This is a genomic window from Blautia massiliensis (ex Durand et al. 2017) (assembly GCF_051861785.1).
In the GTDB taxonomy this organism is placed as follows: Bacteria; Bacillota; Clostridia; order Lachnospirales; family Lachnospiraceae; genus Blautia_A; species Blautia_A luti_A.
Genome location: NZ_CP146725.1, coordinates 1,873,082 through 1,896,922, shown reverse-complemented (window position 1 = coordinate 1,896,922; position 23,841 = coordinate 1,873,082). Strand labels below are relative to the sequence as shown.

Sequence of the window (23,841 nt, the reverse complement as noted above, 5' to 3'; positions counted from 1 at the left end):
TTTACCATGGAAGAAGTAAGAAATGAAGTACAGAATGAAGAACCGGAAACCGGAAAAGAGAACGAGAGCAAAAGTGAGCGTTTCATCCGTTTGGCGGAGGGGCGAGTGACAAAAGCAAGAATGGCAATTTCAAGGCTTTCCTATCTGTCAAATACCGGGAATTATGAGTATACGCCACAGCAGGTAGAGCAGATGTTCTCTGTTTTGGAACAGGAGCTTGCGGAAGTAAAAAGCGGGTTTATGAAAACCGCAAAGGAAGAAAAGAAGTTTTCCTTTCAGTAAAATAAAAATCGGAGGTAAAAAGATTGCAATTAGTTATCACAGAAAAACCGAGTGTAGCAAAGAGCATTGCGGAAGTGCTTCATGCCACGGAACACAAAAACGGGTATCTGCAGGGAAATGGTTATCTGGTGTCCTGGTGTGTGGGGCATCTGGTAGAACTGGCTAGTGCGGATATCTACCGGGAGGAATGGAGGAAATGGGCGTATGAAACGCTGCCAATCATCCCGGATGTATGGCAGTATCAGGTGAAGGAAAACACCAGAAAACAGTATGAAATATTAAAGGGGCTGTTTCATAATCCGGAGGTTACAGAAGTTATCTGTGCAACGGATGCAGGACGGGAAGGAGAATTGATTTTTCGTCTGGTTTACGAGCAGGCTGGATGTAGAAAGCCGTTTAAAAGACTGTGGATTTCTTCTATGGAAGAAAAAGCGATTGAGGATGGATTTCGGAATCTGCGAGAAAGCAGGGAATACGATGATCTGTATCAGTCCGCAGTCTGCAGAAGTGTGGCAGATTGGCTGGTAGGTATCAATGCCACAAGGCTGTTTACGGTGCTTTATCGCCATAAGCTGACCGTTGGCAGAGTACAGACCCCGACCCTTGCCATGCTGGTGGATCGGGAACAGAGCATTACAGATTTTAAAAAGGAGCAGTATTTTCTGGCGCATCTTCTGTGTGGTGGGATGGATGCAGTTACAGAGCGTATCAATGACAAAAATAAGGCAGAACAGATAGCAGGAGCTTGCCGTAATGGGCAGGCTCTTGTCATGTACGTAAGCAGAGAGGAAAAAGCAGTCAATCCGCCGAAATTATATGATTTGACTACGCTGCAGAGAGAAGCAAACCGTCTGTTTGGCTTTACCGCACAGCAGACACTTGATTACACCCAGTCTTTGTATGAAAAGAAGCTGGTGACTTATCCGAGAACGGACAGCCAGTTTTTAACAGAGGATATGGGGCAGACAGCCGGGAACATTGCCGGGGTAATTAAAAAAAACATTTCTTTCATGCAGGGAATTTCCCATGAGCCGAAGGTGGAGAAAGTCTTAAACAGCAAAAAAGTATCTGACCACCATGCCATTATTCCTACGATGGAACTTGCCAAAGCAGATTTAGATAAGATTCCGGGTGGGGAGATGCAGATTTTATCACTGATTGCCCAGCGCCTGATCTGTGCTACTGGAGAAAAACACATTTATGAAACAGTAAAAGCAGAGCTTTCCTGTAATGGCATCATGTTTACTGCGACTGGGAAGAGTATCCTTCAAAATGGTTGGAAAACCTATGAGGAACAATTTAAAAAGTCTTTAAAATCCGGGAATAGTAAAGCTGAAAAAGAAGAGACACCACTGCCGCAGTTATCTGAGGGAATGACCTTTGAGCAGGTAGAAACAAAAGTCAGTGAACATTTCACAGCACCACCGAAACACTTTACAGAAGATACGCTGCTTTCTGCTATGGAACACGCCGGGAGCGAACAGATGAATGATGAGGTGGAGCGAAAAGGCTTGGGTACACCTGCCACCAGAGCGGCAATCATTGAAAAACTGGTGGAGAAAGGCTTTGTGGAACGAAAAAATAAGCAGATGTTCCCTACGGATGATGGTATCAAGCTGATTACGGTACTGCCGGAAGTCGTGAAATCTCCGAAGCTGACAGCAGAATGGGAAAATGACCTGACCTTGATAGCAAAAGGGGAAAAGTCAGCAGACACTTTTTTAGCAGGCATTGAGGAACTGGTTTCCGATCTGGTACATACCTACCATGAGGTGGAGGAAAACGGAAAGCATATGTTTGGCAGTGACCGGGAAGTGATCGGGAAATGTCCGAAGTGCGGCGGGAACGTCTATGAAAGCAAGAGTAACTTTTACTGTGAGAACCGGGCATGTGATTTTGCCCTGTTCAAGAACAATAAATATTTTGCTTCCATGCGGAAAGAACTGAACAAATCTATTGCCCAGGCACTTTTAAATAAGGGTGAGGCAAAGGTATCCGGTCTGTATTCCCAGAAAAAGGACAGTACCTTTTCCGCAGTCATCCATATGGATGCTTCCGGGAAATATCCGCAGTTTTCCATGACCTTTGACAATAAAAAACAGAAATCCAATCAAAAATAGAAAGAATGAGGTAATCAACATGAAGAAAAAAGTAAGATTCAGGCAATTCCTTTCCGGCGTGATGGCGGTTATGACGATTTTATCTACAACCTTATCACCGCTTAGTGCTTATGCGGCAGAGCCGGAGAAAAAGGAAATCGAATATCCGACATATGAGGAAGTAAAAGAGCAGATTGCCGAAGATGAAGTTGTGAAGGCAAAAGACCATGAAGTGGAAATTGGTTCCGAGTTTGAGGTAGAGAAAGACTTTACCGGACTGGAAATTTCAGATGAAAAGAAAGTAAAAATAACATTTCATGAAGCAAAAAATGAAGCGGGAGACGATTTTTCTACAGATCATGAAGATACCTATAAAACGGTATATTATGTAGAGCCGGTAAGTGGAAATCCAATCTACCAGATCCACAGGAACATCATTGTAAAAGCGGTGGAAACACAGACTGAGGGTGCATCCGGAAGTGAAGCAGGTACGGAAGGAAGCAATGACACGGAAACGGAAGAATCTGGTGAAGAAGAGGGAGAGTCAGAGTCGCAGGAACCAGATACAGAACTTCCTGTAATCCCTGAAATTCCAGACACAGAACTGCCGGATATAGAATTACCGGAAACAGAGCCTCCTGTTGAAACAGAGACACCAGCAGAGGAAACTGAGGAAGAAATCGGTAATGCAGAAACAGAGGAAGAAAAGGACACAGAAGCCGATCCGGAGACAGAAGAAACCATGACACCGGAAGATGCTCTTGAAGAAGCAGAAAAACAGGGGATTGACCTTGCTGCTCTCGAAATCGGTGAGAGTGTAACCTTTTATGCTGAATCTAAGGAAAGAGCAAGTCAGCAGGTAACAGTGACAAAAGGAGCTGGTTATAGCTATGCAGACTATGGGCTGGGAACTTACATTACCTTCAGATATACCGTACAGTTTGGGAATGTTTCCGCTACGGCATATTGTATTCAGCCGTCTGCACCATCACCGGGAAGCGGAACTTATACCATTATTCGTCTGAAAGATGGAAAAGCACTTGCCAAAGTATGTTATTACGGAACAAAAGCCAGCGGTAAAAATGGATTTTTTGCAGAGAAACACCCGGATTTTCCGGAAGGAAAGAAATTTATCATTGTCCATATGGCTGCCAGCTATGCAAATGGAAGCGGTGATGCCTTTTCCGGTGCAAATGCAACCGCACAGAGCCTTGCGATGGAACTTTACAACTACTGTATGGCACAGCCGGACATCCCGGAAGTAGATATGTCATTTTCTGATGCAGATGTGACTGCCTATGTAGACGGAAACATTCAGAGAACAAAGGAAATTACATTTAAAGCAGACAAATTGCAGACGATTACGATGAAGTTACCGGATGGTGTGAAATTTCATAATGTAACAACTGGAAAAACAAGTGCTGCAGGGGCAGATGTGGAAGTGACAGGTGGAACAGTCTTTTATCTGTCAGCGCCGCTTACACAGACAGAAGATGTTTCCAGTTCCTGGTCTGTAACGATGAAAGGAAGCATCACAAAAGATTATTCCGCTTATAAGATTACAACAGGCGGATCAACACAGGACTTAGCTCTTGTATTCGGGGAAGGCGTTGCAGATGAAAAATATGTGGACTTTTCCGTGAAATGGGTGGAGCAGGCATCCGTGGAAATCGTAAAAAAGGATGCGGATAGCGGAAAAAATCTTGCAGGTGCGGTATATGGTATTTACAGCGATGAAGCCTGCACAAATCTGATTGTAGAAATGCCTGCAACCGATAAAAATGGAGCATCTAAAGTTACTTTTCTGAAAACACAGAACAAAGTGTATTTAAAAGAAATCACAGCACCTACCGGGTATAATTATAATGCCATTGCTTATAATGTCACTTTGAAAGTGGGAAAAGTGGTATCTGTTGAAGTAACGGATAAGGAGCAACTTGGGAATCTGACCATTTACAAAGAAGGTGAAGTGCTAGTCGGGGCATCTTCTAATGAAAACGGAACTACTTTCCAGTATGAGAAACGCCGCCAGAAGGGAGCAATTTATAACCTTTATGCGGCAGAAGATATTAAAACACCGGATGGAGCCGTTGTATATCAGGCAGGAGCTTTGGTAAAGGAAAATCTGGTGACAGGTGACGATGGTTCTGTAACTGTTACAAACCTGCATCTTGGTACTTACCGTGTAACGGAAATTCAAGCACCGGAGAACTTTTATAATGCAGGTGAATCCAAAACGGTCACCATTTCCTATGCAGGCCAGACTGCAGAAGCGGCATTTGCGGAAACTACTTTCCAGAATGACCGTCAGAAGGCAGAGGTCAGTGTGGTAAAACAGGATAAGGAGACTACCAATCCACTTCCGGGAGGAATTTTCGGATTATATGCGGACGAAGATATTTTAAATGCCGATGGAGCTGTTGTAGTAAAGAAAGACACTCTGATTGAGAAAGTAACAACCAATGGAGAAGGAAAAGCTGCTTTTACATCTGACCTGCCAATCGGTTTTGGATATTATGTGAAAGAAGTGCAGGCACCGGAAAATTATTTAAGAAACCTGGAGGACAAATATTCATTCCGTTTCTCCTACACCAATGATGAGGAAGCGAAAGTACAGTTTGCTCATACTTTTTCCAATGAACGAGTAAATGCTGCGATTGTTCTGCAGAAAAAAGATGCGGAAACGAATACAAACGTTCCACAGGGCGATGCTTCTCTGGAACAGGCAGTATATGGTGTATACGCAAGAAAAGATATTGTGCATCCGGATGGAAAGACGGGTGTGATTTATAAAGCCGGGGAACAGGTGGGAACCCTGACAACAGATAAAGAAGGAAAAGCCAGAATTGAAAACCTGTATCTGGGCGAATATTTTGTAAAAGAGATCACTCCACCAGTAGGATACCTTGCAGACGAGAACGAGTATGATCTGGTATGCAGTTATGAGGGTGATCTGGTTGCCACTGTAGAAAGAGACTGTACTTCACCGGAACAGGTGAAAAAACAGCCATTCCAGATTATCAAAGCAGCAAATAACGGGAATACCGATGCAGCACTTCTTGAAGGCGCAGGATTTACTGCTTATCTGGTATCTTCTTTAACCGTGAAAGAAGATGGAACTTATGATTTTGATTCCGCTACTCCAGTGGTACTCGGAGAAAATGGGGCAACTGAAATCTTTACCGACAAAAAAGGATATGCGGTATCCATTCCGCTTCCATATGGAACTTATGTGGTTAGAGAGACAACTACACCTCACAATTATAAACCAGTGGATGACTTTATCGTAAGAATCACAGAACATAAACCGACAGAGCCGCAGGTATGGCGTGTGCTTCTGGATGATGAGTTTTCGGCAAAACTGAAAATCACCAAACAGGACGATGAAACAAAGAAAACGGTACTAGCTGCTGGAACAGAATTTAAGATTTTCGATATGGACAATGAGAAATATGTGGAGCAGGTAACTACCTATCCAATTACTATCGTACATAAATCTTATTTTACCGATGCGGACGGTTATTTAATCCTTCCACAGAACTTAGAAATCGGACATTACCGTATCGAAGAAGTGACAGCGCCGGATGGATATACCATCAACAAGAATTATGTAGAAATTAAAGTGGACAGTGATACACTGTATCAGATTGACCCGATTTCCGGAGATGCCATTATCGAAGTGGTTTATGAAAACCATCCGGTAAAAGGAGAGTTTACCGTAGTGAAAAAGGGTGAGGTTCTGAAAGACTACGGAAAAGATTTCAAATATGAGATCGAGAACCTTGCCGGAGCAGTCTTTGCAATCTACGCTGCAGAAGATATTTATACTGCTGATTTCCAGAAAGACGATGCCGGAAATCGAATTTTAGAGTATGCCAAAGATGCATTGGTGACAGAGCTTACAACAGATGAAACAGGAAGTGCCACAATCAAAAATCTTCCACTTGGAAATTATAAGGTGGTAGAAAAAACAGCGCCGGATGGTTTTGTACATAATGGAACAGAGCAGAATGTGCAGTATGTCTATGTGGATCAGAATACTCCTGTTGTGGTGGAAAGCGTAGAATTTATCAATGAGCGCCAGAAAGTAGAGATTTCCGTGGAAAAACAGGATGCGGAAAACGGCAGCACCATCGCCGGAGCAGAATTTGGTTTATATGCAAAAGAAGACATCAAAGCCGGGGAAAAAGTGATTGTGAAAGCAGATGAGCAGCTTTGCACAGCCGTTACAGGTGATGATGGAACCGCCGTTTTTGAACAGGATTTACCATTTGGAAGCTATTATATCAAAGAATTACAGGCACCGGACGGATTTGTTTCTTCTGATGAAATCATCGAAGTGACAGTTTCTTATCAGGGCCAGGATGTAGAAGTTGTCCGCCTGAAAGAAATCTTTAAGAACCAGCCGACAACGGTTGAATTTACAAAATCCGACCTTACTACAGGAGTGGAACTGGATGGAGCAACACTTACGGTTTTGGATAAAGATGGAGATGAAATTGATAAATGGACTTCCGTGAAGGGAGAGCCACATATCATCAAACGTCTGCACGTTGGGGAAACCTATACGCTGCGTGAAGAATTTGCACCATATGGCTACTTAAAAGCCGAAGAAGTGGAATTTACGATCACGGATACTGCAGAAATTCAGAAAGTGGAAATGAAGGATGACGTTCCGATTGGACGTATCATCATCAATAAAAAAGGTGAATTCTTAAGTGAAGTGACCTGGAATGAAATGGTTGCAGGAGCAATGGATTCTATCTGGGATTATGTAACAGGCTCTTTGAAAGACGTTACCTTTGAAATTTATGCCAGAGAAGACGTTAAAGCCGCTTACGGAGAAAGTGATGATTATTACAAAAAAGATGAACTGGTAGCAACGATCACAACCGATGAACTTGGCTTTGCAAGAAGCGATGATCTGCCGCTTGGAAAATATTATGTGGTAGAAAAAGAAACAGCCAACGGATTTGTTTTGGATGGAGAACCGAGGGACATTGATCTGACTTACCGTGACCAGGATACTCCGGTGGTAACTTACGATTCTGAATGGCAGAACAGCCGCCAGAAAGCAAAAGTAATCGTAACCAAAAAAGAAAAAGATTCTGACCGTGTGCTGGAGGGCGGTGTATTTGCCCTTTGTGCAAAAGAAGATATTAAGAATGCTGACGGTGATGTGCTTGTAAAAGCACATACGATTATTGAGCAGAAAGCGACGGACAAGGATGGAAAAATCTTCTTTACTGCAGATCTTCCAGTGGGTGGCAGCTTCTATGTGAAAGAAGTAAAAGCACCTGCAGGTTTTGTTACTACAGAAGAAATCAAAGAATTTACTTTCGAGTATGCCGGAGAGGATGTGCCGGAAGTTACTTTTGAGTATACCTTTGAAAATGAGGCAACTATCTTTGAAATCACAAAATCTGACCTTACTACAGGAGAAGAGCTGCCGGGTACAAAACTGGAAGTGACAGATCAGGATGGAAATGTGGTAGATGCTTGGACATCCGGTACAGAACCGCACATTATCAAAGAACTGGAAGTCGGAAAAGAATATACCCTGACAGAAACACTTCCTGCAGACGGTTATGTGACAGCAGAAAGCATTACTTTTACCGTGGAAAATACTGCAGAAGTCCAGAAAGTAGAAATGAAAGATGATGTTACAAAGGTAGAAATCAGCAAAGTGGATATGACAGACGGAAGTTCCGAGGTTGAGGGAGCAAAACTTTATATCCTGAATGAAAATAATGAGGTGATGGAAAGCTGGACATCCGGTAAGAAACCGCACTATCTGGAAAAACTGCCTGTTGGAAAATACACACTTCTGGAAGAAACTGCACCAAAGGGATATATCATTTCCAGTAAAGTGCCGTTTGAAGTCAAAGATACAGGTGAAATCCAGTCTGTGAAGATGGAAGATGCCCAGGCAATGGGAAAAATCATCTTAAATAAAACGGATAAAGATACTAAAAAGCCGATGAAAGGTGTAGAGTTTGCTCTTTGTGACAGCAAAGGTAAGGTACTGGAAACACTGGTAACAGACAGTGCTGGTCATGCAGAGTCCGGGGAATATCCGATTGCTTCTTTTAAAGATGGAAAATATAAAGAGGCCATTGTATATATCCTGAAAGAAACAAAAACACTGGATGGTTATAAACTGGATGAAACAGAGCATAAGGTGGTTTTTGAATACGTGGATGACCATACTCCGGTAGTGGAATATACCTTAGATCTTACCAATGAAAAACTTCCGGAAGAAAACCAGCCGGGAACACCGGATACACCGAACAATACAACTTCTGTCAATTCACCAAAGACAGGCGATGATACCAATATCTGGCTGTTTGTTGCAGCAATGGTGGTGTCTGCAGGTGGAATGATAGTTCTGCTTGTGAAAAGAAAACGTAAATAAACGACAGATAAAAGAATAGAAGAGCATTGTGATGGGGCTGCATGGATTTTCCATGCGGCCCTTGAACTTGCAGAAAAGAGGTGCAAATGAAAATAGGATTGGTGGACTGTGACAGCCATAATTTTCCTAATCTTCCCCTTATGAAAATTTCTTCCTACCATAAAAGCAGAGGAGACATGGTGGAATTTGCTTCTTTAGGCAGTCATTATGAAAGGCTGTACGCCAGTAAGATTTTTACAGAGTCACAGGAGCCGGAGCTGCCGGGATATGATGAAATTTTCCGGGGCGGCAGTGGTTATGATCTGGAAAATACTCTGCCCTATGAAATGGAACACAGTTATCCGGATTACAGCCTGTATCCTGCGCTTACGAAAGATACGGCATTTGGATTTTTGACGAGAGGATGTCCACGGAAAAATCATGGGTTTTGCATTACTCCCCAAAAGGACGGGTGTGTGAGCAGGAAAGTGGCAGATTTGCAAGAGTTCTGGCGGGGGCAGAAGAGGATTATCCTGTTGGATCAGAATCTCCTTGCCTGTAGTGAGAAAATGGAACTTCTGGAACAGCTTGTAGATTCCCATGCACAGGTAGAGTTTAACGGTGGCATGGATGTCCGGCTTTTGGATGAGGAAATTCTTTCGGCACTTGAGAAGATAAAAGTGAAAGATTATCATTTCGCCTGGGATGACCCACGGGAAAATTTAGAGGAACAGTTTCGATTATTCCGAGATGCAGGACTGACGGCGGCGGGGCAATGCAAAGTGTATGTCCTGACCAATTACTGGAGTACCATGAAGGAAGATTTGTTCCGTATTTATACGCTGCGTAATCTGGGGTTTATGCCTTTCGTCATGATTTATGATAAACAGAAATTTGTGGACAGTAAAGGAAGATGGCTTCTGGATGTGGATTTGCGGTACAGTGAAAAGCAGCTTCGGGATTTTAAGATTTGCCAGCATATGCAGAGGTGGTGTGGCAGGATCAATATAATAAAAAGCTGTCCGGATTTTGAAAAGTATGAACCGTATCGAAGATGGATGGAAAAAGGTTGTCCGGTACCACGGAAAATTTTAGTAGATGGGAGATAAAAAATGACACTGGGAAAACGCATAAAAAGAATCCGTACATACCGTGGGATGACACAGAGAGAACTGGGAATCAGGCTCGGATATAAGGAATCCGGGGCGGATATTCGGATTGCACAGTATGAAATGGGGCATCGCAAACCAAAGAAGGATACGCTGTATAAAATGGCAGAAATTCTTTCTGTAAGTCCGATTCAGTTTATAAGACCAAAACAGGGAAGTCCGGAAGATTTGATGCAGATGTTTTTCTGGCTGGAAGAAGAAAACAAAGCTGCCATTCATGTGTTCAAAATAGAAACAGGACGGAGAGATGAGAATGAACCTAAGCAATATGCTCTGTCACTGGGCAGTAACGATGCGCAGTCACCTTTTATTGGCATTAGATTTTCTTATGGTCAGATGGAGGCATATTTGAATGAGTGGATGGTCTGGCGGGAATGTTTGGCGAATGGTCAGATAACAGAACAGGAGTATTTGGACTGGAAATGGAACTGGCATATATAACAAAAAGAAGCTGCCATAAATGACAGCCTCTCGGTTACAAAATTACCAGGATTGCTCCTGCGTTTACATCATCATACTAGCATAAAGCGTATGGTTTGTCAAACGATTTTGTAATCATTATAGGGTATGTAAATAGCTAAATAATTATACCGCAGTTTTTCAGTTTTTCACTGATTTGGTTGAGAATACAAGGTTTGACATCACCAATCTTTTCAAAATGTACTCTGGATAAGCTGACTTGTGTGATGCGTGTTACATTGACCCAACGTGGCATTAGCGGGTAACCATAAACCTTATCAACTTTTACGTTATAATCCATTGATTTTGGTTCCTGAGAAGAAAGCGGTATTACAATCAGGGAATCCTTTAAATTTTTTAAGATGATTGCAGGATGCCTTCCACCAAACTCAGTGCCGATGTTGTAGCCAAAATCTACCCATACGACAGCCTTACGGATCAGGACAAGAGAACGAGCAATCATTTCAATATCTTCGCAGGGAACACTCTGTTTTTTGACAGAAATAACATATGTATCTGTTTCCTTATCATAACGGTAGTATTTTGATACAACAGCCTGCTTTTCCGGGCGAAGCCATTTGAAACTGGATGGCTTGATGATGTTCGGGAGTGCAGTAGGTGGTATCTGGAATGATTTTTCATTCAATATCAAGTTGGTCTTTAAGGTTGTCCATTTATAATATTCATTCGCTAATTTAAGCTGTTCAGGTTCATTTTGATCCACTTTGGAGAGATGATTCTGCAATGTAGAAACCGCTTCGTCCAAAGAATGGTTTGCATCTTCTAATGTGGCTGTATGTTTCATGATGTTCTCCTTTCGGAATGATGGTTTTATTTTAGCAGATTATGTAGCAGAGTACAACAAATAAAGGAGGGATTTTATTTGGCAAGAAAATATGAAATAATCTCAAAATTGGCAGAAGAAACTGCGAAAGAGGTTGTAAAAAATGAGACTGCATGGAAGCGGTATCTTACCACTGCCGCAAGGATATATAAATATCCATTCCAGGAACAGTTATTGATTTATGCCCAGCGTCCGGATGCGACGGCCTGTGCCAGCATCGAAGTCTGGAACAGCCGGAAATTAAACTGCTGGGTAAATAAAGGGGCAAAGGGTATTGCCCTGATTGATGAGGAAAATTCCTATACACGGTTAAAATATGTATTTGACGTATCAGATGTCCATAAAGCCCGCAGAATCGGGCGTGATCCGTACCTGTGGGAATTAAAGCAGGAACAGGAACAATCCGTCATGAAACGTTTGGAACATATCTACGGGGAAACGGATGCAGAGAAGTCCTTTGGTGACAGGCTCCTGGAGATTGCAGAGAGTGTGACCAATGACTGTTATGAAGAAGTGGCAGAGGATCTTTTGTATCTGACAGACGGAAGTTTTCTGGATGGACTGGATGAGTATTCCCTGAAAGTCCATTTGCGGGAGACATTGCGGGCCAGTATATCCTATACGCTGCTTACCCGGTGTGGATTGGATGCAGAAGATTATCAGGATTCCATGAATTTTGATTTTATCCATGAATTTAATACGGTTCCGGTACTTTCACAGTTAGGAAGCAATACAACGGAACTTTGTAAACCAATTCTCATGGAAATCGGGAAAGCAATCCGTGTGTATGAACAGGAAATCTCTAAAAAAGAAGTTGACAATACTCAAAACTTACGCTACAATGCTTTAAAGCGTAAAAGCGAAACGCGGAAACAGAACATCGAAGAAAACAAAAAAGAGAATGATAGAGAAGAAAGGGGCAGTGTTTATGGAACTGACATATCAGAAGAACGGCGATTATTACATCCCGAATATCAAGATGGACGAACAGCCGGAGGGAATGCTGACGAAGTACGGTATCCTGCGGAGGGATTATCTGAAGGAGAACAAGAAAGGAGTTTATTCCGGGCTTCTTCTGAGCGGCAAATTGATGAACCACCTGCTGGAGATTCAGGAGACAGCAGAGCAGAGGATGGAACTGCTGACAGAGCAGATGAGCCAGAGCCAGGGCGTGAACGAGGAACTGAAAGAGAAAGAACCGACGAAGTGGGTGCAGATGAAGAACAGCGTCCGACAGTCAGCGGAGGAGATGATTCTGACAGAACTGATTTACCGTTAGAAGAAAAGGAAGAACCGGAGATTACTCCGGAATATCCGGAAGAACCACAATTTCATATAGAACCAGAAAAATCGGACAGTGATGAGCTGCCCGATTTTTTGTCTTCTGAGGATGAAAATACGCTTCGTGGTGTCCTTTGCTTTGATGAATATATGAAAAATAAGCGTCCAGACATTGCCATGAAGTTTGTTTCCGAACCGGACGAGGCAAAGCGGACAGCATATATTAAAGAAAGTTATAACCAGGATTATTCCCTTTTTGATGTAGATGGACAGCGTGTGGGGTATAAAGCAGAGGAAGATGGACTTGTTGTCTGGGCGGGAAATTATCTTACCCGTACTTCAGAGACAAAGCTGTCATGGGATGCGGTCAGGGAGCTTCTGGACGATTATATCCGTGAAAATGTCTATCTTATACCGGAAGAAGTGAAAGAAACAGAAGAAAGAGGGGAGCCTGTTTATGAGCAGATGAACCTCTTTCCGAGTATGGCAGAACAGGTGGGAAATATTTCTATTGACCGGGCAGATGAGGTATTTTCATTGGCTGCATCCAATCCGATTACCGATGAAATGATTGACTATGTTCTGTTAAGCGGCGGCGGTCAGCAAAACAGCCGTTCCCGTATTTATGCCAAATACCAGAAAGGTCTGGATGCGGATACCATGGCAGAGTTCTTGAAGCAGGAATATGGTATGGGCGGTAAAGGCTTTACGTTTGAAGGAGAGCCTCTTTGCGTCTGGTACGATGAAGAAGGGATGAATTTCTCAAGGGGAAATGCGGCGAGATTTCGTGCACCGCTGAAGTTATCCTGGAAGAGAGTGGAAGATTATACGCATGAACTGATCGTGTCAGGTAGATATATGGAGGAAGCAGAAGTCTGGCATGTGCCGGCACAGGAACGGATGGAACTGGCGTCAAAAATCTATTTCTTTTTCCGGGATGAATACGGAACCATGCCGGAGGAACCGGAACTGCGTATGAGTAGCTTCCCGGACAGTCAACAGGCATTGGCGGAAATGCTTTCCAACCCAGAGGGTATTGATAAAATACTTTATCATATGGATAAGGCAATCGGAGAACTGGACAGAGGAGAAGTAAAAGCAAGGTTCCGCCTGATTTATAAGCCGAAAGACATCCGTACCTCCGTGGAGGAACTGAAAAGGGAAGAGCTATCTTTTCCGTCAGCAAAAAAAGTGGAAGTGCCAGTAGAAACATTTATCACGCAGGATGAAATTGACTATAAGTTAAGTCGTGGAAGCAGTATGTCCGGCGGGTTATTCCGTATTTATGAGTTCTTTTTAAACAACCATAACAAGAAAGAGCAGGCAGATTTTTTAAAGAATGAGTATGGAATCGGAGGCTCCAGTCCTGCACTTGTGGGTGCGTGGCACAGTTATGCAGATTATGATGGAAAGGGTCTGCGACTGAGTAAAGGAAGTATTATGGAGCCGACAGCAAAGCTTTTGCTTACATGGACAAAAGTTGCAGAACGTATCCGGAAACTGATTGATATAGATCGTTTCCTTACTCCAAAAGCAAAAGAAGCCTTTGCAGCGTGGAAGGCAGAAAAAGAACAGAAAGCTTTGGAAAAAGCAAAAGAAAAACTGCAGGCTGAAGCGGAAATACCGGAAGAAACAGTTCAAGAACCAGAGATAGAACAGGGACAGAACGATCATCGTAAGGTGGTGGCACTGGAAAGTACAGAAGATTATACCGATTACAGTATCGGCTTTTTTACTTATCACTATCAGGATGGACGGCAAGGAATCCGATATCGTCTTGTAACCATTGAAGAAGATGGACATTTAGAACCGTATTCGAAGCAAAGCAGTTTTTTTATCAATGAGGCTGCAGCAAGGGAATATCTTTCTGATCATGCAGAGGAAATTCGGGAAATTCCTTATGATGAGCTGGTGCATGAAGCTGGAAAAAATCTGCAGGCACAGAAGTCAGAGCCGGAAAAAGAAGAGTCGGAGAATGGGAAAGCAGACGTACCGGAACAGGAAGAAACTGCGGAAATAAATGAGGAGATGGTAGAAACAGAGGAAGTGGATACTTCCGAGGTCGAGCCATTGATGCCGGACTTTGAAGTAAAACCAGAAGTTACAGTGCAAAAGACGGAGCCGGGGGATAGGATTGATCGAACGGGAGCTGTCAATTTTCATATAACAGATGATGCATTAGGGGCAGGAACCGCAAAACAGAAGTTTGAACGGAACATCGCAGCGATTGAGACATTACAGCAGATTGAGAACGAACATCGGATTGCAACACAGGAAGAACAGCAAATTTTATCCGGATATGTGGGTTGGGGAGGACTTTCCGAAGCCTTCGATGAGAAAAACGGTGCATGGTATAACGAGTATCAGAAGCTGAAATCCCTGTTAAGCCCGGAAGAATATGCGTCTGCCAGAGAGTCTACCTTAAATGCCCATTACACATCTCCGATAATTATCCGTTCTATCTACGATACACTTGGCAGGATGGGGTTTGAAAAAGGAAATATTCTGGAACCGTCTATAGGTATCGGGAATTTCTTCGGGATGCTGCCGGAGCGGATGCAGGACAGCCGCCTGTACGGGGTGGAGCTGGACAGCCTGACCGGACGGATCGCAAAGCAGCTTTATCCAAAGGCAGAGATTCAGATTTCTGGTTTTGAAAAAACAAACCATCCTAAGGATTTTTTTGATGTTGTGGTGGGAAATGTACCTTTTGGACAGTATAAGGTGGCGGATAAGCCATACGATAAACATAACTTTTTAATCCATGACTATTTCTTGGCAAAATCTCTGGATAAAGTACGGCCAGGCGGAATTGTAGCGGTAGTTACTTCTAAGGGAACCATGGATAAGAAAAGTCCTGCCGTCCGAAAATACTTGGCACAGAGGGCGGAGCTTCTGGGAGCGGTGCGTCTGCCAAACACAGCATTTAAGGCGAATGCCGGAACGGAAGTCACTTCTGACATTCTGTTCTTTAAGAAGCGTGACCGTGTGGTGGATCTGGAACCGGATTGGGTACATCTTGGAGAAAATGAAGATGGAATTGCCATGAACCAGTATTTCATTGAACATCCGGAAATGGTGGCAGGAAAGATGGAACTGGTATCCGGACCCTATGGCATGGAAGCCACGTGCAGCCCAATAGAGGGAAAATCTCTGGAAGAACAACTAAAGGAAGCAATGAGCCATATACAGGGAGAAATTGAAAACTCCGGTCTGGATGAGCTGGAAGATGATATAGAAAAAGCGACGATTCTGGCTGACCCATCGGTGAAAAATTTCAGTTATGCGGTAGTAGATGGGGAAGTGTATTACCGGGAAAATTCCGTGATGAAGCCTGTGGAGATGACAGGAACCATGCAGGAGCGTATCAAAGGAATGGTTTCGCTTCGTGATACCGTCAATGATCTCATTGCCTATCAGTTGGAAGAATACGGAGATACCGTTATCCGGGAAAAGCAGGCAGAATTATCTGCGTTGTATGATGAGTTTACAAAGAAATTCGGACTTATCAATTCCCAGACCAATAAGCGGGCGTTTAATCAGGATTCCAGTTACTGTCTGCTATGTTCGTTGGAAGTCTTAAATGAGGATGGTACCTTGAAGTGCAAAGCAGATATGTTTACAAAGCGTACCATCAAACGGCAGGAAACGGTGACTTCCGTAGATACCCCTTTCGAAGCGCTGGCAGTTTCCATGAGTGAAAAAGCCTGTGTGGATATTCGGTACATGGAATCGCTTTTAGGCGGTTCCGAACATTATGAGCGGATTGTGTCAGAGCTGTCGGGTGTGATCTTTAAGAATCCGTTAAGTGACCCAGATGACCCATATGCCGGATGGGAAAACAGTGATGAGTATTTATCCGGAAAAGTGCGGGAAAAGCTGTCTATTGCCCGCTTATCTGCAGAAACGAACCCGGAATATGCCGTAAATGTAGCGGCACTGGAACGGGTACAGCCGAAACTTCTGGATGCTTCCGAAATAGAGGTACGGCTTGGTGCAACCTGGGTAGACCCTAAATACATCAATGATTTTATGCGGCAGGTGTTTGAAACACCGGAGTGGAAGATGGACAAAGAGGTTATCGGAGTGCAGTATTCCCCGGTGACCGGACAGTGGAACATCAAGGGAAAGAATGCAGACAGCGGCAATCCTCTTGTGGAAGCTACTTACGGAACAGGCAGGGCGAATGCCTATAAAATACTGGAAGATTCCTTAAACTTACGAGACTGCCGTATTTTTGATACCGTTATAGAGGATGGCAAGGAAAAGCGTGTATTAAATAAAAAAGAGACTACTTTGGCAAGTCAGAAGCAGGAAGCTGTCCGGGAAGCCTATAAGGATTGGATCTTTCAGGATGCAGACCGCAGGGAGGCACTTTGCGAAAAGTACAATGAAATTTTCAATTCTAACCGCCCCAGAGAATTTGACGGAAGCCATTTGACCTTTCCGGGAATGTCCCCCGACATTACCCTGCGTCCGCATCAGAAAAATGCGGTTGCCCATCAGCTTTACGGGGATAATACTCTGCTTGCACATTGTGTGGGGGCTGGAAAAACTTATGAAATGGCGGCGGCTGCAATGGAGAGCAAACGGCTTGGACTTGCCCAGAAATCTTTGTTTGTAGTACCGAATCATTTGACCGGGCAGTGGGCAAGTGAATTTCTGCAGCTTTATCCGGGAGCAAATATCCTTGCCGCTACGAAAAAAGATTTTGAACCTGCAAACCGTAAAAAATTCTGTTCCAGGATCGCTACAGGTGATTATGATGCAGTCATCATCGGGCATAGTCAGTTCGAGAAAATTCCATTGTCCAGGGAACGTCAGGAGCGCATCATCGAAGGACAGATTGATGAGATCGAGATGGCGATTGAAACGGCAAAAGCGGAGAATGGGGAGCGTTACACCATCAAACAGATGGAAAAAACAAAGAAATCCCTGCAGACAAGACTGGAACGCCTGAATGATACATCCAGAAAAGATGATGTCGTTACCTTTGAGCAGTTGGGAGTGGACAGGCTCTTTGTGGATGAGAGCCACAACTATAAAAATTTGTTCCTTTATACCAAAATGAGGAATGTGGCAGGTATCGCACAGACCGAAGCACAGAAGTCCTCGGATATGTTTGCAAAATGCCAGTACATGGACGAACTGACCGGAGGAAAGGGCGTTACGTTTGCAACCGGAACCCCCATCTCGAATAGTATGACGGAACTCTACACGAACATGCGTTACCTCCAGTATGGCACGCTGCAGAGGATGGGGCTTGGACATTTTGACAGTTGGGCGGCATCCTTTGGGGAAACCATCACTGCCATTGAGCTGGCACCGGAGGGAACCGGATACCGGGCGAAAACAAGGTTTGCGAAATTCTTCAACCTGCCGGAGCTGATTTCTGTCTTTAAAGAGTCGGCAGACATTCAGACACCGGATATGCTGAAACTTCCGGTTCCGGAGGCGGTCTATGAAGATGTGGTGTTAAAACCCAGCGAATATCAACAGGAAATGGTGGAAAGTCTTGCAGACCGGGCGCAGGCCGTCAGGGACAGGCTGGTTGACCCGTCACAGGATAATATGCTGCGGATAACCAACGATGGAAGAAAACTGGCACTGGATCAGAGACTTGTCAATCCGATGCTGCCGGATAATGAAGATTCCAAAGTCAATGCCTGTGTGGAAAAGGCACTGGACATCTGGAAAGAGACAGCAGAGCAGAAATCTACTCAGTTGATTTTCTGCGACCTTAGTACACCGAAGGCTGTCGGTAAAGCAAAAGCTGAAATAAATGGAAAGGAAGAAGATGCAGAAGTTTTTGATGACGTATATCATGACATCAAAAGAAAATTGATGGCGAAAGGGGTACCGGAAGAAGAAATCGCATTTATACATGAGGCAAATACAGAAATAAGAAAAGCGGAGCTGTTCGCAAAGGTAAGGAGCGGGCAGGTTCGCTTTTTGCTTGGTTCCACTGCAAAAATGGGCGCAGGTACCAATGTGCAGGACAAACTGATTGCCCTGCATCACCTGGATGTGCCGTGGCGTCCGTCTGATATTGAACAGCAGGAAGGACGTATTTTACGTCAGGGAAATGAAAATCCGAAAGTCCGCATTTTCCGCTATATCACAGAGGGAACATTTGATGCATACTCCTGGCAGCTCATTGAGAATAAACAGAAATTCATCGGGCAGATTATGACCAGTAAATCCCCGGTACGTTCCTGTGAGGATGTAGATGAAGCGGCATTATCCTATGCGGAAGTTAAGGCACTGGCTACGGGTAATCCCTACATAAAAGAAAAGATGGATCTGGACATTCAGGTATCAAAGCTCAAACTCTTAAAAGCCAACCATACCAGCCAGATTTACCGTCTGGAGGATAATATCGCAAAGAATTACCCGAAGAAAATCAGTGCGGCAAAAGAAATGATTGCCGCATATGAGATTGATCTGGCGCATTACAAAGAGGTGAAGCCTGCGGATAAGGAAAGTTTTGCGATGAAACTTGGAGATCGTATCTACACGGATAAAAAGGAAGCCGGAACTGCCCTCATTTCTTTCTGCAGACAGGTAAAAACACCCAATGTGGCAACACCAATCGGAGAGTATCTGGGATTTAAAATGAATGTTACGTTTGACAGCTTTTATCAGAAGTTTACGGTCAATTTAAAAGGCGCATTGAGCCATAACGTGGAAATCGGTACCGATGTCTTTGGTAATCTGACCCGTATCGGCAATGCACTGGATGCGATGGAAAAGGAGCTGCAAAAGGAAAAAGAAGCATTGAACAATACCCAAAAGCAGCTTGAAAATGCAAAAGAAGAAGTAAAGAAACCTTTTGCACAGGAGTTAGAACTGAATGAAAAGCTGGATCGATTATCAGAATTAAATGCTCTTTTAAACATGGATGAAAAAGGAGCAGAGGATTGTCTGGAAGAGCAGGAGGAAGCAGATACATCTTTATCCGGAAAAGAGGATGCTCGTACCTCTATTATGGAAAAACTGGCACAGTTTAAAGAACAGAGCAGCCAGATGGGAATAGGAAATAACAAAAACAGAGAAAAAGCAGCGAGTTTATAGGAGGACTAAAAAATGCCCTTGGAAAATGAAAAAATTGAAGTGGCGGAAGAAAAAGAAACAGAGATGCCAAACGTAGAGGAATTGTTAAAAATCCTGCTGGATGTGAATTTGGAGCAGAACCGGCAGACGGTTCACCTACTGATGAATTACATGAATGATATTGAGGAAAATTTCTTTTCCGTTCTGGAGGAACTGGATACGGTCAAGGCACAGCTTGCACAGGTACAGCAGATCCCACAGACAAAAGAAGTACGTCATACCCTGTCCGATCTGATACAGAATCTGCAGGGGCAGGCCAATCACCTGCAGGAACAGATACATGGTATGAAAACCAGATTGAATGAAAAGGCAGCACAGCTTGTTCAAAATTTTAAAGATCAGGGTGTGACTGCCTTAAATCATGTGTGTGAGTTCTTAGGGGTAAAGGAAAGTCTTACCCAGATACGGGAGTCATTGCTGCAGAGTGCGAAAGAAATGCAGAGTTCGATGGATAAGATCGATCAGGTAGCCGGAGAATTGCGGGCAACTACAACCCATGCTAAAAATGTAGGAAGAGTTATGGTCGGAAAAGAAGCACAGGAAGTAGCACAGCCAAAAGAGGGCGGATTTTTCTATCAGATGAAACGTCCTTATCAGGCCATGAAGGATTTCTGTCTGAAAAATGCGGGGAAGATTGAAAAGGACATCCATAAAATAGAAAATCTGGAGCAGAGAGTAGAGAAGATTGCGGATGGGAAAAAAGCAGCAAGTGTAGAAAAACTGCCAGATAAGCAGGAGAAGTCCTCCATCATGGAGAAACTGCAGTCTATGAAAGAAAAGCAGGCCGGACAGCAGAAAACAGCACCGATGGCAGAAACGGCAAAGAAACAGGAAGCGGCATTGTAGGGATAACCCGGAAAGGAGCAGATATGGGAAGATATGCAGAATTACAGAAAGCATGGGATGAAAACAGAGAGGAATTTCGCAGACTTAAGGAAGAAATGGAGAAAAATGAGGATGCCTTCCTTAAAATTGATCAGGAAATGGAAGCAATGGAACAGGAACCAATCAAAGACAGTGATGTGGTGGTTATGTTTTCCTCTCAGTTTGAAACGGATTATGTGGTATGTAAAATAACAGATCAGAGCCGGGAATGGGTAAAAGAACAGATGAACAATATTGCCGGAATGGATGAGGATGCGTTGGCAAATCTTGATGTGGAAGAGTATTTCAGAGATCAGGGTGCAGAGGTGATGTCAATATTGGCATCAAATGGAAAAGGTGATGATTACCCGGTCTTTTATGATTTCTGGTTTGATGTAGATGAAGCAGAGGTAGTAGAAAGCACAGAACTTTCTATAGAAAAACAGGTGGAAAATCTGATCAATCGTATAGACTTTGGGGAACCTGTATTAAATGATTCGGAATGGAAATTACTCCACACTTATGCGGAGAAAACTGGAAATATGGCAGATACCTATAAGCTGGCACAGGAGCTTCGGGATACGCTTCATCATCCAGATTTTCGTGTTCATGAACAGGTGATTGAAAATGCAAGGAAGGAACTGGAGGCACCTGTTTTCTTAAATGAGAAAGAAAAAGAATTGTTTACAGGAGAGACAGACCGTTTCGGTATTTATCAGTTAAAAGATGGTGAAGAGCTGCATTACCATCGTTTCGCCAGTCTGGATTTACTGGAAAAGTCCGGTCTGCAGGTGGAAAAGGGAAACTACGAGCTGATTTATACAGCGCCGCTTCAAAAAGGACAGACCCTGGATGATATTTTTGAGCAGTTTAACCTGTTTCGTCCGGAAGATTTTACCGGACATTCCCTGTCAGTTAGTGATATTGTACTGCTTCATCAGAATGGGGAGAACCATGCTCAGTATGTAGATCGTTTTGGATTTCAGGAAGTAGCGCAGTTTTTAGAACAGCAACAGGATAGAGAAGAGCAGAAAGCAGAGCATTCTTATATTGACTATTATTATGTGGTAGAGGATTTGCAGAAAGCCGGGCCACTGGACATAAAGAAGTATGCAGACATAAAAGAAGCACTGCAGGCGTACTTTTCACTGCCAAATGATAAGAGAAAAGCCTTTGGTATCCAGAACAGCAATCCGCTTCCGGGAAGTCTTGACTTTATCCAGTGTTATAACGGCATAGACCGCATGACTTTCGATTACCGAGAGATAGAAGGGTGGGATAATCCGGAGATACAATCCGTAGTAGAGCAGATGGATGTTGCGATTGATCTGCATGAGACACAGATTGCTTATGCGATTGGCGGACGGTATTTTACCATCCAGCATACGGATGAAGGATTTGATTATACCTTTTACAGCCGAAATTACCGGGAGTTGGACGGAGGAGTTTATGACAATACGGATTTAAATATAGAAGAGGCTATGAGTGAAATTCTGGAAGATGAGAACTTGGACTATGAGGATGGCGAGGTGCTGAATTACGAGTCATTCATGGAGCATGTGGAAGAAGCAAACCGCATAGAGCCGCAGAAATTATCTGAGGAATATTTTTCGGTGTATGCCCACTCAGCGGCGTATGCCAGAGAACACGGGGAACTGGAACAGTACCGAATATCCAGAAACGAGAACATTGCCTGTAAAAATGCCATAGAAGCTGCTATCCGTGATAATTTTGACGGGATGCATCTGCAGCCGGATGCGGCAGAGGAAGTGCTTGACGGATATGGTATGGAGCGAGTTGTTTACGTTCTTTCCAGCAGCATCCGTCTGAAAGAGCAGGACGGACGCTTTTCACGGGAAAACAAGGAATGGGCAAAGACAATCCCGGTAGCGGAGGATATGGACAGTTGGGAGAGAAATAGAAATATAGATTTTCTGGTAGACAGCCATCCGGCGGTGTTGGATGGATTCGTCCATCTGGTGCGTCAGGAACAGGCACAGAGGGAAGCAAAGAAAGAAGTATTAAAGGTACCGCCTGTTTCTGATAAAACGGAACCAGAGAAAGCATTGAACCAGATGAGCCGGGTAGACATCGAGGAAACTGTGTTGGCTTATGCACAAAGCATGGTGGATGATGCCGGGTATGATGTGAAAGTGACTGCAGCAAGAGTATATGGAAGCCGGACTGCAGATATTCAAAGGGAAGATTCTGATGTGGATGTGGTGATTGAATATCAGGGAGAAATACGGGAAGATGTATTTTTTGATATGCTTCATGAGAATGGCTTATCCGTTGGAGGTATGATGGTAGACATCAATCCTATCACAGCAGAGAAGTCCGGAAGCATTGAGGAATACTTAGCCAGAGCAAATCAATATCTGGAGGAAAAAGTGAAAAGTTTTAGAGAAACAACGTCCGATCAGCAGAAAGCAGAGGTGGTTACGGAACATCCGGTGCAGACATTGACATTTTATGTGGCGGAGTGTATGGAATTTCCGAGTCTTGGGGAATACCATGAAAATCTTACCTTTGAGGAAGCAGTGCATTTGTATGAAGCGATTCCGTCAGAAAGAATGAGTGCTGTAAAAGGCATTGGATTTACGCTGCATACGGAAGGAACTGAGCGTTATATGGACAGTGAGTTTGATCTGGTAAGTGGTAAGGCGATTGATGTGGATATGATCAACCATGTGCCGGAATTTCGGGATAGTACGCTGGTGCAACAGGCAATCAAGGATGCTATTGCCCGTTTCCCGGAAATGAAAGTATGGGATAGGGAAACAAAAGCTTTGGAAAGCCAGAAAATAGCAGAAAATTATGACAAAGACTGCAGGGAGCTGGCTGCGGACATCGATAAATTTTCAGAAGAGTATGATACTTATGAATATTGGGATGCGGTAGATGATAGAGAAGAAAATGTGAGCCGGATTTATTGTGATTTACAAAGCGGAGATGCAGGATATATCAGAGAATGGCTGCAGGGGGTCATTGATGAATGGGAACCTGTAGAAGATGTAAAAGCAGCGAAAGCGTTTGTAAATCGTATAGATGATCTGGCGGAACGGAGAGAGAAAAATCCTTTGACAAAAGTGGAAGAACTGGAAGAGGCAAATTATAACCAGATTGACGGTGTTCTCAATAATATAAAACCGGAGAAGCAGGAAAAATCGGATACAAAGGGAATGTCTATCATGGAAAAGCTGGCATTGAATAAGGAACGTGTGGCACAGGCTGACAAACCAGCAAAGGAACCGGAGAAGAAACCGGAAAGAAGCATGGATAAGTGAGAAAAAGTGATTTAAGTGAAGAATAGGGGTACAGGCGGCAGAAAGTGCG

At 43.6% G+C, this 23,841-nt stretch carries 9 protein-coding genes; 8 read left to right on the top strand and 1 reads right to left on the bottom strand.

Going from position 1 to position 23,841, the window contains the following annotated elements; translation table 11 throughout:
* Positions 1–6: 6 nt before the first annotated feature.
* From V9W66_RS09070 to V9W66_RS09050, 5 genes are all read left to right on the top strand, one after another.
* Positions 7–282, top strand: coding sequence for a hypothetical protein (locus tag V9W66_RS09070; RefSeq protein ID WP_144094048.1), 276 nt, complete (start codon positions 7–9; stop codon positions 280–282).
* A gap of 23 nt (positions 283–305) precedes the next feature.
* Positions 306–2,402: a DNA topoisomerase 3 gene (locus tag V9W66_RS09065; RefSeq protein WP_144094047.1), complete on the top strand. Its 2,097-nt coding sequence runs from the start codon at positions 306–308 to the stop codon at positions 2,400–2,402.
* A gap of 19 nt (positions 2,403–2,421) precedes the next feature.
* Complete coding sequence (locus V9W66_RS09060; protein ID WP_144094046.1) at positions 2,422–8,796, top strand: SpaA isopeptide-forming pilin-related protein; 6,375 nt, start codon at positions 2,422–2,424, stop codon at positions 8,794–8,796.
* 86 nt (positions 8,797–8,882) lie between these two features.
* Complete coding sequence (locus V9W66_RS09055) at positions 8,883–9,884, top strand: radical SAM protein (protein WP_144094045.1); 1,002 nt, start codon at positions 8,883–8,885, stop codon at positions 9,882–9,884.
* Between the two features lie 3 nt (positions 9,885–9,887).
* A complete protein-coding gene (locus V9W66_RS09050; protein WP_144094044.1) occupies positions 9,888–10,385 on the top strand; it encodes a helix-turn-helix domain-containing protein in 498 nt (165 codons plus the stop codon).
* A 136-nt stretch (positions 10,386–10,521) separates the two neighbouring features.
* Here the strand turns inward: V9W66_RS09050 and V9W66_RS09045 are convergent, their stop codons facing one another.
* Positions 10,522–11,208 carry a type II toxin-antitoxin system PemK/MazF family toxin gene (locus V9W66_RS09045; RefSeq protein ID WP_144094043.1) on the bottom strand — a complete coding sequence of 229 codons (687 nt, stop codon included), beginning with the start codon at positions 11,206–11,208 and terminating at the stop codon, positions 10,522–10,524.
* A 78-nt stretch (positions 11,209–11,286) separates the two neighbouring features.
* Between V9W66_RS09045 and V9W66_RS09040 the strand changes: the two genes are divergently transcribed.
* From V9W66_RS09040 to V9W66_RS09030, 3 genes are read left to right on the top strand one after another with little or no spacing between them, the layout of a single operon-like run.
* Entirely contained in the window at positions 11,287–19,602 is an 8,316-nt protein-coding gene (locus V9W66_RS09040) for a DEAD/DEAH box helicase family protein (RefSeq protein WP_144094042.1), read from the top strand.
* A 12-nt stretch (positions 19,603–19,614) separates the two neighbouring features.
* The gene (locus V9W66_RS09035) at positions 19,615–20,487 is read left to right on the top strand and encodes a DUF6674 family protein (protein WP_144094041.1); all 873 of its coding nucleotides are present in this window, start codon (positions 19,615–19,617) and stop codon (positions 20,485–20,487) included.
* A 23-nt stretch (positions 20,488–20,510) separates the two neighbouring features.
* Positions 20,511–23,792 carry a DUF3849 domain-containing protein gene (locus V9W66_RS09030; RefSeq protein WP_144094040.1) on the top strand — a complete coding sequence of 1,094 codons (3,282 nt, stop codon included), beginning with the start codon at positions 20,511–20,513 and terminating at the stop codon, positions 23,790–23,792.
* Positions 23,793–23,841: the final 49 nt, after the last annotated feature.

Bases quoted from the DNA above. Each gene is read 5' to 3' on its own strand.
- V9W66_RS09045 (WP_144094043.1), bottom strand. From the start codon at position 11,208: ATGAAACATACAGCCACATTAGAAGATGCAAACCATTCTTTGGACGAA.
- V9W66_RS09030 (WP_144094040.1), top strand. From the start codon at position 20,511: ATGGGAAGATATGCAGAATTACAGAAAGCATGGGATGAAAACAGAGAG.
- V9W66_RS09050 (WP_144094044.1), top strand. From the start codon at position 9,888: ATGACACTGGGAAAACGCATAAAAAGAATCCGTACATACCGTGGGATG.
- V9W66_RS09060 (WP_144094046.1), top strand. From the start codon at position 2,422: ATGAAGAAAAAAGTAAGATTCAGGCAATTCCTTTCCGGCGTGATGGCG.
- V9W66_RS09055 (WP_144094045.1), top strand. From the start codon at position 8,883: ATGAAAATAGGATTGGTGGACTGTGACAGCCATAATTTTCCTAATCTT.
- V9W66_RS09035 (WP_144094041.1), top strand. From the start codon at position 19,615: ATGCCCTTGGAAAATGAAAAAATTGAAGTGGCGGAAGAAAAAGAAACA.
- V9W66_RS09070 (WP_144094048.1), top strand. From the start codon at position 7: ATGGAAGAAGTAAGAAATGAAGTACAGAATGAAGAACCGGAAACCGGA.